Raw genomic sequence first — 12,082 nt, forward strand, 5'->3', positions numbered from 1 at the left:
GTGGCGCCTCCGGCACGTGGCGACCGACGGCGACGGGCGGCGACGGCGGGCGATGCTCGGCGGCGGGGCAGCGGAATGACTGCGGGGGAGAGGCTCATCGCGATGTCACGCCGGCTCGGCTTGAGTGAGTCCCGGTCCCTGGATTGACCTGTTCCACCGCTGGCGGCGACCGGGTTCGAGGGGCGCCCGGTGTCTCCGAATTTTCCGCGGAAAATTTCGGAGGCCTGGGGCGGGTCCGAGGGGGTGCCGCGCGGAGCCGCCTCGGTGGGGCTGCCACCCGACCGGGCTTCGGCCTCGCTGGCGGGCGGCCGATCAGAGGCGGCGACAGGACGGTGGTGCGGGCACGCCCGGTACGGCTGCGTTGTCGTGGGCCGCAGTACTCACGCGAACGACGGCCACCGGTCGGCGGCCCACTCCCGCCAGCCCACCCAGCCGGGCGGCGGGCCGGAGACCTCGACCTCGTGGCCCTCCAGCTCCACCGCGTCGGGCTCCTCAAAATGCGCCCGCCCGTGCAGGATGTCGGCCTCGGACATCGAGAACGTCTCCTCGGGGGTGGTCGCCCAGCGATGGGCGATACGGGCGCGTTGGGTCTCATCGTCCACAGGCAGGTAGACCATGCGGAAGCACGCCTCCTCGGCCTCCACCAGCCAGCGGATCGCAGACCGTTCATGCCGTGACCAGCAGCCGTAGTCCACGACGACATTGGTGCCGAGCTTGACCGCCTCCAGGGCGAGCCAGAGCATGCGCCCCTCCAGTACGTCGCGTTTCCCGTCCGCCTCCGCCTCGCCGAACAGGGGGATCATCCAGTCGTCGGGGGTCAGGCGCAGCGCACCGTGCTCTGCGGCGAGTTGCCGAGCCCGGGTGGTCTTTCCGGCTCCTGGCAGGCCGACCATCAGGAACAACGTCGTCATCGCCACATCGTGGCAGGGAAGCCGAACAGCCGGCGACTGCTTTGTTCGCCCGCCCGATCATGGGCCGGGCCACTTCCTCGGCGCCTGCGGTTGGCCCGCTGGTCCTTCGGTTCGCCTACCCGTCGCCTGTCAGGGCACCCGCCCCACGGCGAGAAGAACAATGGCCCCGCACGCGGGGCGGCCACCTGATCCGCCGGACAGGCCCCCCGCCGGACAGGGCGAGCAGGCGGTGTTGACTGATGGTTAGCCGACGAGCAGATCGTCCCGTGGCCGCTCACGGCAGCCCCGGACCAGACCGAGGACCAGGACACCGCTTCATGACTTCGAACCCGGACGCCCTCCGCGCCCGCGCCGCCGCTGTCTTCGACCTCGATGCCAGGTTGCCCGCGCAGGTCTTCCGGGAACTCGCCGACCCTGCGGTGTTCTGTGAGTTCGATCTGCTGCTCACCCCGGTCGCCTGGCCGGCGCTCGCGGCGCTGGCCAGGCTGCACGGCGACCGGCAGGTCGACCTGCTCGTCGTCGAGGCGGATGGCATGGCCGGCCCGGCACTGTCGCTGTCCGTCGAGGTCACCTCGGACGACTACTGGGCGGAGGTCGGGTTCGATTCGGGCCGGGAAGCCCTGGAGTCGATCACCATCGCGGCGCGCACCGTCGCACTCACCGGTCCGTCCGGCCGCTGGGGTTGTTGGGGCGAACGCGACCCGGCGGTCGCCGTCGTCCGAGGCTTCCCGGGCGAGATCGCGCGGCAGGACTGGCACGTCCGGTACGGGCCGTGCGTCGACGCAGCCGGCGCGCTGGCGTCCTGGCTGCCGCTGGTCTTCCGCGGCCGGCCGGTCCCCGACGCCTATGCCGCCGAGCTGACGGCCAACTACGGTGCACCGCCGCGGAGCAGCTAGGGCGCTTCTTTCCGATCATCGGATCGTTGGTCTGGTCGTGCCACTGACTGACACGCAGTGGGCGCGGACAGAGCCGTTGTTGCCGGACCGGACGCCGAAGCGGGGCGGGCGGTGGCGCGACCACCGGCAGGTGATCGACGCGATCGCGTGGAAGTTTCAGACCGGCTCGCAGTGGGTGCACCTGCCCGCCGAGTACGGCTGACGACGAAGATCCACGTCGCCGCGGACGGCCGCTGCCGCCCGCTGTGCTTTGTCCTCACGGCCGGCCAGGCCGGTGACGCGCCGGCGTTCGAGCACGTCATGGCAGCCCTGCGCGTGCCCAGGCCGGCCGGCCGCGGGCCCGGCCCCTCGTGGTCCTGGCGGACCGGGCCTACTCGTCGCGCGCCATCCGCGAACACCTCCGTAGGTGCGGGATCCCGGCGGTGATCCCGCAGCCCGCCGACCAGATCGCCAACCGCAAGCGCAAAGTCCGGAACGGAGGCCGCCCGCCCGCCTTCGGCCGCCAGGCCTACAAGAAGCGCAACACCGTGGAGCGCTGCATCAACCGCCTGAAGAACTGGCGCGGCCTGGCCACCCGTTACGAGAAGACCGCCACCGTCTTCCACGCCGGGCTCCACATCGCCGGCATCTTCGCCTGGTCCTCCCGCTGATCCAAAGGAAAGGACCCAGGGAGCATCTTGGCGATCATGTGAGCCAGGTGACGGCTTGCTCGGTAGTGCTCGGGGTCCTGTCGTAGCGGGTGGCGGTGTCGCGCCGGCGCAGGTAGGCGCGGAAGGCTCGGGAGCTGTGGCCCTTGTCCGCGGCGACGCGCTCGGGTCCGGTGTGTGCCGGGCCGGGGTCGGCACACACCGGACGAGAGCGATCACCGTTTCGGCTTGGGTGCAGTCGGTGCGGGTGCGGGTGCGGGTGCCGGTCAGGCGGACAGCGGGCGCGAACCTCTCACTTCCGTCCGGCGCGGAGCAAGTTGACGCGTGCATGAAGACTTTTGGTCCCGAGGTGAGCTTTGGAGTCCGAGAGCGGCCGATGTCGTCCGCGAAGGCGCGTTTTCGCGCCGAACGGTGCTTTGCGGTGGGCGCGTTGAACATAAAAGACGCAGTAAACGCTTGTTAGACGTGAAGCATGTCCGGACCCTCTCCGCGTCGCGTCGGGGCGGGTGCTCCGCTCAGAAGGGCGGAGGGCGGTCGAAGCTCCCGGAGGACCGACGGTGCGCCGAGCTCGGTCGGCCCCGCGTGAGCGAGGAGAGCTCCGGCGCCTCCGCTCACCGGAGGCTGCAGAAACTCCGCCGCACGAATGTGCGCTCAGTCAGCACAATGGGGCCGAACCGCAAGAGTGGACGAGAGGACCCGGACATCCATGCTGAACCCGCTCGCTGCGCCGGACGCAGTGGAAGCCGCAGCGGAACCCCTGCTCGACCTGCTCCAGGACTGCGACCACGAGCCGTTCATCGAACTGCTTCACGTGGTCCCCGTGAACGGGACGGCACCCGGTCATGACCGGATGCAGAGTCTCGCTCAGGCCGTCTACGACGCCGGGGGCTGGGGCAGCGGATACCAGGTGCCGGCACCGATACGCCCGTTCACATCACCCGGGGCCTGGCGGGACATTCTCCGTCGACAGGTGACCGAGGGGTTCATGCAGCCCGCCCAGAGGTGGCCGGCCGCCAACCTGCGCACGCCCGATGAGATCCGGCGGGCCGGCGAACTCGCCGATGGCGTCGCCGACCTCATCGAGGCACACCTGGGTCCCGTCCGAAGCTCCGGTGATGTCGGAGGCCCGCACGCGTACTACATCTGGTGGCGCAACCTGCTGTTGGTCAGCGACCGGTGGGCCACGATCCTGCATCTCGCACTCAGCGACTGACCCGACCGCCGCTCCGTCAGCGGCAACCCGCCGGCTTCCTGGGGTCGCGCCCGGACGCGCGGGGTGAGGTGTTCGAATACTGCAGCCCTCCCGGCCCCCTTGCGGGCCGGACGTGCTTGCCCGGCCCCCGGCCCCCTGGGATGGGCGACCGAAGGGCCTCTGAGGGGCTCTCAGGGCCTTTGGAGGGCTCTGGGGCTTTGAGAGGAGGCTACTTCGGGGGAAGGCCCGGGAGGGTCAGCTGGTACCGCGGTGGGTGGTCGTGAAGCGGGTGCGGTACTCGGTCGGGGTGGTGTGCAGGTGGCGGGCGAAGGCGCGGCGGAGGGTTTCGTCGCTGCCGAGGCCGCTGTGGCGGGCCGCAGCGGTGACGCTGTGGCCGTCGAGGAGGAGCAGCTGGGCGCGGTCGAGGCGGACGCGTTCGACCCAGCGCGCGGGGGTGGTGTTCAGCTCGGCCTGGAAGAGCCGGGTCAGGTGGCGGGTGCTGACGGCGGCGGTGGCGGCCATGGCGGGCAGGCTGTGGTCGGCGGCCGGGTCGGCGAGGACGGCGTCGGTGAGCGCGCGCAGGAGGTCGCTGCGGGCGGGTGGGGTGGCCAGGGCGGTGGAGAACTGGGACTGGCCGCCGGGGCGCTGCATGAAGACGACGAGTTCGCGGGCGACGGCGCGGGCGGCGTCGGCGCCGTGGTCGTGCTCGACCAGGGCGAGGGCGAGGTCGATGCCGGCGCTGATGCCGGCACTGGTGTGGAAGCGGCCGTCGCTGACGTGCAGGGCGTCGGGTTCGACGCGGACGCGGGGGTGGCGCAGCGCGAGGGTGCGGGCGTGGCGCCAGTGGGTGGTGGCGCGGCGGTCGTCGAGCAGGCCGAGTGCGGCGAGGACGAACGCGCCGCTGCACACCGAGGCGACCCGCTCCGCCCGTGCGGCGAGCTCTGCGGCGGCGGCGAGCAGCTCGTCGTCGGGGCCCCGGTCGGCGAGGTGGTCGGCCCCGGCGACCACGAGCGTGTCCAGTCGGTCCAGTCGGTCCAGTCGGTCCAGTCGGTCCAGCCTGCCGAGCGGGTCGGCGGTCGGTTCCGTGCTCGGTGCGGCGGCGCTCGGCGAAGGGCTGCTCGGCGCGGCGGTGGCGGCCAGGGCCACGCCGTTGGAGGCGGTGACGGTGCCGCCGCCGGGCGAGACCAGGTGGGTCGCGTAGGTGTGGCCGAGTCGGCCGGCCTGGTGGAAGACCTCCATCGGGCCGCTGACGTCGAGCAGCGTGACGCCGTCGACGACGAGGAAGGCGACTCGCCGCGTCATGTCCGAATCCGAGGGGTGGGTGTCTGTACGGACATGGCTCCAGCGTAGGCCACCGGGCGAAGGTGGAGGAGTCCACCGAACCGTCGGTGGAGGACGCGAAGGAGCTGAGGTCGCATGGCGAGCCAGATGAGCAGTGGGACGAGGAGCGGCATGACGGGTGGGACGACGATCGCGGGCGTTCGCATCCCGGACAGTGCCCTGGCACGGGAGGCGACCGCGTTGGTGCGGGAGGTGGCCTCGCCGTTGCTGTTCGACCACTCGCGCCGGGTGTTCCTGTTCGGGGCGCTGCGCGGAACCGAGCAGGGGCTGGACTACGACCCGGAGCTGCTCTACGTGGGTGCGATGTTCCACGACCTCGGCCTCACCGACCGCTTCGCCCGTACCGACCAGCGGTTCGAGATCGACGGCGCCGACGAGGCCCGGCGCTTCCTGGAGGCCCACGGCATCACCGGCGAGCCCGCCCAGCGGGTCTGGACCGCGATCGCCCTGCACACCACCCCGGAGATCCCCCTGCACATGGCGCCCGAGATCGCGCTGGTCACCCGGGGCGTGGAACTGGACGTCCTGGGCATCGGCTACCACGCCGTCACGGACGGGCAGCGCGCCGCCGTGGTCGCCGCCCACCCCCGCCCCGACTTCAAGAACGGCATCCTCGCGGCGTTCACCGACGGCATCAAGGACCGCCCGGACAGCACCTTCGGCACCGTCAAGGCGGACGTCCTCGCCCACTTCGTCCCCGGCTTCGAGCGCGGCGACTTCGTCGAGGTCATCCAGGGCTCCGCCTGGCCGGAGTGACACCAGTCGCTGCCCGGGCGCCGGGAGGTGTGAGCCGGATCACCGTTGAGGTTGACCCTGGGGCGGGGTGGAGGCTCAGGGCAGCGGCCCGGCGGGGAGTCGGGCACCACTGCTGTGAAGGAGCGACATGTCCACCACCTCGTCCGAGCAGGGGCAGGACCGTCCGGAGTTGCGCGAGGCGATCGAGGAGATCGTCCGGTCCGGCATCCTCGGGGTGCAGTTGCGGGTGAACGACGAGCGGGGCGAGTGGGTCGGCAGTGCCGGGGTGCAGGAGCCGGACGGGGGCGCGCAGGCGTCGGCGGACGGGCACTTCCGGATCGGCAGCGTCACCAAGAGCTTCGTGGCGACCGTCGTGCTGATGCTGGTCGCGGAGGGCAGGGTCGGCCTGGACGCGCCGGTCGACGGCTACCTGCCCGCGTTCGGGCTGGACCGTCGGATCACGGTGCGGATGCTGCTGCAGCACACCAGCGGGGTCTTCAGCCACACCGGCGAGCTCAGCGAGGACGGGACGGTCGTGCCGGGCGTGCCGTGGCGGGGCAGGGAGTGGGTGGACGGCCGGTTCCGCACCTACCGGCCCGAGGAGCTGGTGCGGCTGTCGCTGTCCAGGCCGGCCCGGTTCGCGCCGGGGACGGGCTGGAGCTACTCCAACACCAACTACGTGCTGGCGCGGCTGGTGATCGAGGCGGTCACCGGGCGGCCGTTCGCGGAGGAGCTGCGGCGGCTGGTCGTGGGCCCGCTGGGGCTGACCGGCACCGTGGCGCCGGGCAGCTCGCCGGAGGTGCCCGAGCCCCACAACCACGGCTACTACCGCTACGAGGACGCCGGGCGGGAGCGGACGGTGGACATCACCCGGCACGACCCGTCCTGGGTCGGGGCCGGCGGGGACATGATCTCGACCACCCGGGACCTGCACACGTACGTCTCCGCGCTGATGGGCGGCCGGCTCCTGCGGGCCGACCTGCTGGCCGAGATGCGCACCCCGGAGCCGACGATCGGCTACGGCCTGGGGCTGTTCACGCAGGACATGGGCCCGGGCGTCGGCACCCTCCACCACCACAACGGCGCCACCATCGGCTCGGCGGCGCTGATGTACGCCACCCCCGACGGCCGCACGACCCTGACCGCCGGGCTGAACTACGTGGACGACGCCGACATGTCCCTCGCCCCGGCGTTCCGGGACGCCCAACAGCGGCTCGTCGGCGAGGTGTTCCGCCGCGGGCAGGCCGACCCGGCACGGCCGACGGGCTGAACTCCCGTACGGGGCACGGATGTCCGTACGCTTGCCCGTACGCTTCGAGGGGACCGTTCCGCCCTCGCGCTCGGCCCTTCGGCCGCGCGCCGCCGAGGCCCCGACCGTCGCAGGCGAACCGGGGCCGCGCCGCGCAGGGCCGGCGCGGCCCCTCCACCACGAACCCGAGGCAGGTCGAGCAGATGGTGAACGGCGTCACGATCGGACAGGCGGCGGCCTTCGTCGGCGTCACGGTGAAGACACTGCGGCACTACCACCAGAACGGGCTGGTCGCCGAACCGCCCCGGGACACCTCCGGCTACCGGCGGTACGGGTCGGCCGAGTTGCTGCGGCTGGTACAGGTCCGCACGCTGGCGGCCGCCGGGGTGCCGCTGGCCGAGATCGGGCCCCTGCTCGACGCGGACGGCGACACCGGGGAGTTCGCCGCCGCCCTCGCCGACGTCGGGCGGCGGCTGACCGAGCGGATCGAGGAGCTGAGCGCGCGCCGCGACACGCTGTACCGGCTCGCCGAGGGCGACCGGGCCCTGCTGCCCGAACGTGCCTGCGTGCTGCTGGACCGGATGCCCGGCCTCGGCTTCGGCCCCGACTACGTGGACGCGCAGCGCGAGGCCCTGGTCCTGGCCCGGGCGATGGTGCCGGAGGGCTTCGACGGCTTCCTGACCCGGCTCGAACACTGCCTCGACGACCCCGGGTACGTGGACCTGGTCAAACGCGGTTGCGAGGCCGAGGGCTGGGAGCCGGACGACCCCAGGATCGAGGAACTCGCCACCGCCATGGCCGACCACTACCTCGCCAACCCGGCACTGCTGGGCGACCCGGCCGACCGGCGGGCCTGGCGCGGGGCCGCCGCCCAGTACCGGCTGATCAACGACCACCGCGGCGACCGGGCACCCGTATCGGCCCGGCTGACCGCCCTCACCGAGGCCCGGCTCCGCGCGGCGGGCGTACCCGCTCCCCACCGGTGACCCCGGGGGGACGCCGCCACTGCGGAGGGGGCGTCAGCCGTTCCGGTCGGGGGCGGAGGCGGAGCCGCAGGGTGCCTGCCAGGGGGAAGGTGCGAGGTGGACTAGTCTTTGGAGTCAGCTGCAGAGGCATGGGCGTGGAGGTCTGGGTGTGTTCGTGACGACCGGGCAGGCCGGGTCGGCGCTGGGGTGTTCCATCCCGACGGTGAAGAAGCTGATGGCCACCGGTGTGGTCCCCGGCGTGCGCGGAACGGGGCGGCAGGTGTTCCCGCTGGCCGCGCTGCAGGCCCTGCAGGACCGGCCGGTCGCGGACCTCGGCGGGCTCGGTACGGTGGAGGTGGCGGTGCTGCGGTCGGACGCGCTCAGGAGGGTGGACGAGCCGGGCCGGGAGTGGGTCGGCTTCGGGACGGCGCTGGATGACGCACAACTGCTGGCCTCGCTGTCCGGCTGGTGGCGGTGCGATCCGGCCCGGGTCGCGGCCGGTGGGGTGCTGCCGGTGACGGTGGCCGGGTTCGTCGTGGCGGTGCTGACCGGCCTGACGCCGTGGGAGTCCGACGGCGCCGCCGGCACCGCGGCCCGCTTTCGGTTCCCGGCGGCCCGTCTGGCGGGCCGCCTGACCGACCTCACCGCCCCGGCCAACGCCGTCGGCCCCGCCGACCCGCAGGACGCCCGCCTGGCCGATCTGCTGCTGGGCACCCGCCTGCCGTCGGTGTCCGGCGGCCCGATCGCCTACGTTCCCACCGCTTCGGTCGCTGCTCCGGTCGCTGCTCCGGTCGCTGCTTCGGTCGCTGCTTCGGTCGCTGCCGCAGTCGTCGCCGCGGAAGGGGAGTGACCCGCTGATGGACCGCAAGACGTACACCGCCGAGCTCGCCGGACTGCGGGAGCTGCGGGCGGAGATCACCGCCGCGGAGAAGGCGGTCGCGGCCGCCCGGAAGGCACTGGACAAGCTCGCCGCCCAGCGCGCGCGCCGGGTCACCGGGCTCGCGGGGTTCGAGGGCGCGAAAGCCGACGCCATCGCCAAGGCCGCCGGCCTGACGCTCGGCGACGTGGTGCGGCTCGCCCCGGTGCTCGACCCGACCCCGTCCGCCGTCCGCGCCGCCCCGGAGCCCGTCGGCGCCGCCCCGGAGCCCGAGCTGGCCGTCGTTGCGGCCGAGCCGCATACGGAGCAGCCGCAGCCGGAGCAACAGCCGCAACCGGAGCCGGATCACCGGCCACAGCCGGCCGCAGAGCCCGCGGTGGCCCCGGCGTTGACCCGCCCGGCGGTCCCCGTTGCCGAGCCCCCCGCCGCCACGAGCCCCGCCGCTGCCGCACCCGCTACGGCGCCCGCTACGGCACCCGCTACCGCACCCGCCACACCACCCGCCCCCACCTCCGCAATTACGTCGGGAGAACCCGCAGCCTCGGTCGCTCCGGTCGCTCCGGTCGCTGCCGTCCCGCACTCGGTGCCCGACGTCGGGCCGCGCGAGCTGCCCACCGTCCCCGAAGGCCCCGCGGGGGCCCGGTTCGAGGCCGTGACCACCGGGCTGCTGTCCAAGCGACCGAACTTCGTCCAGCAGGCCCGCGCCACGGTGTTCCTGGACGCCGCGACCGGCGACCTCGCGGTGCGCGACCGGGTCGTGCGCCTCGACCTCGGCGCCCGTACGCCCGGTGAGATCCTGGACGCCGTCCTGGCCGCCGCCCCCGGCACCGAGCGCGTCTACATCACCGCCGGCGCCCCCTGGCACGACGGCGCCGAGCGGTACAGCACGCTGAAGGACGCCGTCGCCGCCTGGCTGAACACCCCGTCCGAGCGCTGGACCACTGCCGTCGGCGCCGGCCGCGACCGGCTCGCCGGGCACTTCGTGCACCAGCGCCAGCCGGTCGGCCGGTACGCCCCCGCCGCCGCGCCCGACGGCGACAGCACCGAGATCCGGTCGGTGGGGGAGTGGTTCGACCCGGACGGCGCCGACGTGGTGACGGTGCGCGAGGCGTTCAAGCTGCTGTGGCAGGCGCTGCGCCGGCACTGGGACGACGTCGTCCTGATGGGCTCGCCGAGCCAGACCGGACGGGACCTGTGGTCGCGCACCGTCCCGGTCAAGGGCCGGTTCGCCGGCGGCTACCCGGTGCTGTCCGAGGAGCTGCGCGGCCTGCTGCACGCGACCGCCGGCCAGGGCCGCACCGAGCTGATCCTGCCGCCGCGCGTCCCGGCCGAGCTGCCCGCGCTCGTCGAGTACGACCGCACCTTCGCCTACGCCAGGCACCTGTGGAAGTCCCCGGTCGGCACCCCGCAGCGGATCACCGCGCGGGCCTTCGCCGCGATGACCGAGGCGGAGCAGACCAAGGCCCTGATGTCCTGCTCGCACTGGAACGTCCGCGTCACCGTCCCGGCCGGGTGGGAGCACGTCGGTCTGCTCCCGGCCCCCGTCACCGGCGACCGCGCCTGGGTCTACCCGTCGGAGCCGGGTGCCACGTTCACGACCTGGGCGGGCGGGGCGGAGGTCCACCTCGCGCTCGCCAACCACCTCGGGCCGTGGCGGATCGAGGTCCTGGGCGGCCTGGTGTGGGAGGACGGCAAGCCGCTGGACGACTGGGGCAAGCGGTTGAAGGCCGCCTGGGCGGACCTGACCGGCCTGTCGAGGGCGCACGCCGACGAGCGGCAGCGCACCGCCGCCTACCTCGCCTCCCGCGCCGTCCGCGCCGTCCTGCTGTTCGGCCTCGGCGGCTTCGCGCAGCGCCCCCGCCTGGTGTCCGGCACCACACCGGTCGGCGAGACGCTGCCCGCCGGGGTGGAGATCCTCGGCCAGGACGGCGCCGTGGTGACGTGGCAGCGGCAGGCCGGGTTCTCCCGGGACCCGTACGCCCACCCCGAGTGGGCCGCCTTCGTGTGGTCGGGGGCGCGGGCCGCCCTGCTGGACATGAAGTACCGGCAGGGCAAGGAGGTCGTCGGCGTCGCCGGCGCCCTGCACGCCAGGCCCGGCACGGTCGTGTACTTCGGCACCGACGGCATCGCGCTGACGGAGCGCCAGCCGTGGCCGTACCGGGGCGAGCCCGGCGACTACCTGCTCAAGGGCCACCTGAGCGGCCCCGTCCCGCACCCGACCGGCCAGGAGCAGTACCTCCGGCTGCGCGCCCGGGGCCGCGCCGAACTCGCCGCCGCCCGTGCCGCCGAACCCGCCGCCGAACCCGCCGCCGCCCGTTCCGCCGAACCCGGCGCCGGAGGTGACCGGTGAGCCCGGCCGACCCGCAGCACCCCAACGAGGCCGCCCGCCTGACCCAGGAGCTCGTCGACCAGGGGTTCACCAAGCGGCAGGTCGCCAGGATGCTCGGCCGCGACGCCTCGCTGGTGTCGCAGTTCTTCACCAAGGGCAAGGGCGCGGCGTTCGTCGACGCCCTGCGCCAGGTCGTACGGGCGGTGCGCGGGGGTGAGCGCGACACCGACGCGCTCACCGGGATCGCGCAGGAGAACGTCGAGCGCCGCCGCACCAGGACCGGGCAGCGGGCCCGCGTACGGGGCAAGGACGTGGTCGGCGAGGAGGGCGGGTCGATGGCCGGCCGCGCCGGGCGGCAGGCCATCCGCTCCGGAGCCTCCCACCTCGCCCCCGTCGTCCACGCCACCGGCCGGGCCGGCGGCCGCCTCGCCTTCACCGTGCGGATGCGCGCCGACCAGTTCACCATGTCGGCCGGCTCGACCGAGGACTCGGCGGGCCTGCGCCGCGGTTTCGTCCCCCGCGCCGACGGCACCGAGGAACGCACGTACGGTTCCGCGAGCACCGGCGGCTTCGACGCCGCCGAGTGGTCCCGGCGGGTCGCCGCCCACCACGGGGACGTCACCGAGGCGATGCGGGCGTGGCTGGTCGAGACCGGCCGCGCCGTCGAGGACGCCGAGATCGGCTACCTGGAGGTCCGCGCCTGGGTGCCCGCGTAGCAATCCGCCCGACCACGGCCGGGCTGCTACGCGAGCCGCCGTACCGGGCCCGGATCCTGGCCCGGATCCTGGCCGACCGGGGGCAGCACGAGGAGGCTGCCGCGCTGCGCGCACGGGCCGCGACGGCCGAGCGCATGCTCCGAGGTCGCACGGGCGGCGGCGAGCCGGCTCCGGCCCCGACGGAGTGGCGGCACCGGCGGAGCCGTTGTCCGCCCCTATCGTTG

General features: G+C 73.8%; 10 protein-coding genes and 1 pseudogene. 9 read left to right on the plus strand and 2 right to left on the minus strand.

From position 1 onward, the window contains the following. Window positions 1-380 precede the first annotated feature (380 nt). Window positions 381-911 (minus strand): AAA family ATPase, encoded by a 531-nt coding sequence (locus ACIRST_RS19850; protein ID WP_402803242.1) that lies wholly within the window; start codon window positions 909-911, stop codon window positions 381-383. A 317-nt stretch (window positions 912-1,228) separates the two neighbouring features. Between ACIRST_RS19850 and ACIRST_RS19855 the strand changes: the two genes are divergently transcribed. The 3 genes and pseudogenes from ACIRST_RS19855 (at window position 1,229) to ACIRST_RS19865 (ending at window position 3,667) form a co-directional block, all read left to right on the plus strand. Next, complete coding sequence (locus ACIRST_RS19855; RefSeq protein ID WP_402803243.1) at window positions 1,229-1,807, plus strand: hypothetical protein; 579 nt, start codon at window positions 1,229-1,231, stop codon at window positions 1,805-1,807. 22 nt (window positions 1,808-1,829) lie between these two features. Further along, window positions 1,830-2,457 (plus strand): annotated as a pseudogene (locus ACIRST_RS19860) (IS5 family transposase). A 703-nt stretch (window positions 2,458-3,160) separates the two neighbouring features. Further along, window positions 3,161-3,667, plus strand: a complete 507-nt coding sequence (locus ACIRST_RS19865; protein WP_402803244.1) for a hypothetical protein — start codon at window positions 3,161-3,163, stop codon at window positions 3,665-3,667. Between the two features lie 234 nt (window positions 3,668-3,901). On the opposite strand, the gene ACIRST_RS19870 is transcribed toward ACIRST_RS19865, so the two are convergent. Next, window positions 3,902-4,948 carry a GlxA family transcriptional regulator gene (locus tag ACIRST_RS19870; protein WP_402803245.1) on the minus strand — a complete coding sequence of 349 codons (1,047 nt, stop codon included), beginning with the start codon at window positions 4,946-4,948 and terminating at the stop codon, window positions 3,902-3,904. A gap of 150 nt (window positions 4,949-5,098) precedes the next feature. Here ACIRST_RS19870 and ACIRST_RS19875 point away from each other — a divergent pair, with 150 nt between their 5' ends. The 6 genes from ACIRST_RS19875 to ACIRST_RS19900 all read left to right on the plus strand — a co-directional run bounded on the left by ACIRST_RS19875 (window position 5,099) and on the right by ACIRST_RS19900 (window position 11,858). Beyond that, on the plus strand, window positions 5,099-5,743 hold the full coding sequence (locus tag ACIRST_RS19875) for an HD domain-containing protein (protein WP_402803492.1): 645 nt from the start codon (window positions 5,099-5,101) through the stop codon (window positions 5,741-5,743). A 127-nt stretch (window positions 5,744-5,870) separates the two neighbouring features. Further along, complete coding sequence (locus tag ACIRST_RS19880; protein WP_402803246.1) at window positions 5,871-6,992, plus strand: serine hydrolase domain-containing protein; 1,122 nt, start codon at window positions 5,871-5,873, stop codon at window positions 6,990-6,992. A 182-nt stretch (window positions 6,993-7,174) separates the two neighbouring features. Continuing rightward, window positions 7,175-7,957: a MerR family transcriptional regulator gene (locus tag ACIRST_RS19885; protein WP_402803247.1), complete on the plus strand. Its 783-nt coding sequence runs from the start codon at window positions 7,175-7,177 to the stop codon at window positions 7,955-7,957. 148 nt (window positions 7,958-8,105) lie between these two features. Next, window positions 8,106-8,786 carry a DNA-binding protein gene (locus tag ACIRST_RS19890; protein WP_402803248.1) on the plus strand — a complete coding sequence of 227 codons (681 nt, stop codon included), beginning with the start codon at window positions 8,106-8,108 and terminating at the stop codon, window positions 8,784-8,786. A 7-nt stretch (window positions 8,787-8,793) separates the two neighbouring features. After that, entirely contained in the window at window positions 8,794-11,163 is a 2,370-nt protein-coding gene (locus tag ACIRST_RS19895; protein ID WP_402803249.1) for a hypothetical protein, read from the plus strand. Then, window positions 11,160-11,858 (plus strand): helix-turn-helix domain containing protein, encoded by a 699-nt coding sequence (locus ACIRST_RS19900; protein WP_396548127.1) that lies wholly within the window; start codon window positions 11,160-11,162, stop codon window positions 11,856-11,858. Before ACIRST_RS19895 ends, ACIRST_RS19900 begins: the two co-directional genes overlap by 4 nt. Window positions 11,859-12,082: the final 224 nt, after the last annotated feature.

It is taken from the genome of Kitasatospora sp. NPDC101447, from assembly GCF_044767225.1.
Taxonomy (GTDB): domain Bacteria; phylum Actinomycetota; class Actinomycetes; order Streptomycetales; family Streptomycetaceae; genus Kitasatospora.

Bases quoted from the DNA above. Each gene is read 5' to 3' on its own strand.
- ACIRST_RS19870 (WP_402803245.1), bottom strand. From the start codon at position 4,948: ATGACGCGGCGAGTCGCCTTCCTCGTCGTCGACGGCGTCACGCTGCTC.
- ACIRST_RS19885 (WP_402803247.1), top strand. From the start codon at position 7,175: ATGGTGAACGGCGTCACGATCGGACAGGCGGCGGCCTTCGTCGGCGTC.
- ACIRST_RS19880 (WP_402803246.1), top strand. From the start codon at position 5,871: ATGTCCACCACCTCGTCCGAGCAGGGGCAGGACCGTCCGGAGTTGCGC.
- ACIRST_RS19865 (WP_402803244.1), top strand. From the start codon at position 3,161: ATGCTGAACCCGCTCGCTGCGCCGGACGCAGTGGAAGCCGCAGCGGAA.
- ACIRST_RS19855 (WP_402803243.1), top strand. From the start codon at position 1,229: ATGACTTCGAACCCGGACGCCCTCCGCGCCCGCGCCGCCGCTGTCTTC.
- ACIRST_RS19895 (WP_402803249.1), top strand. From the start codon at position 8,794: ATGGACCGCAAGACGTACACCGCCGAGCTCGCCGGACTGCGGGAGCTG.
- ACIRST_RS19850 (WP_402803242.1), bottom strand. From the start codon at position 911: ATGACGACGTTGTTCCTGATGGTCGGCCTGCCAGGAGCCGGAAAGACC.
- ACIRST_RS19875 (WP_402803492.1), top strand. From the start codon at position 5,099: ATGACGGGTGGGACGACGATCGCGGGCGTTCGCATCCCGGACAGTGCC.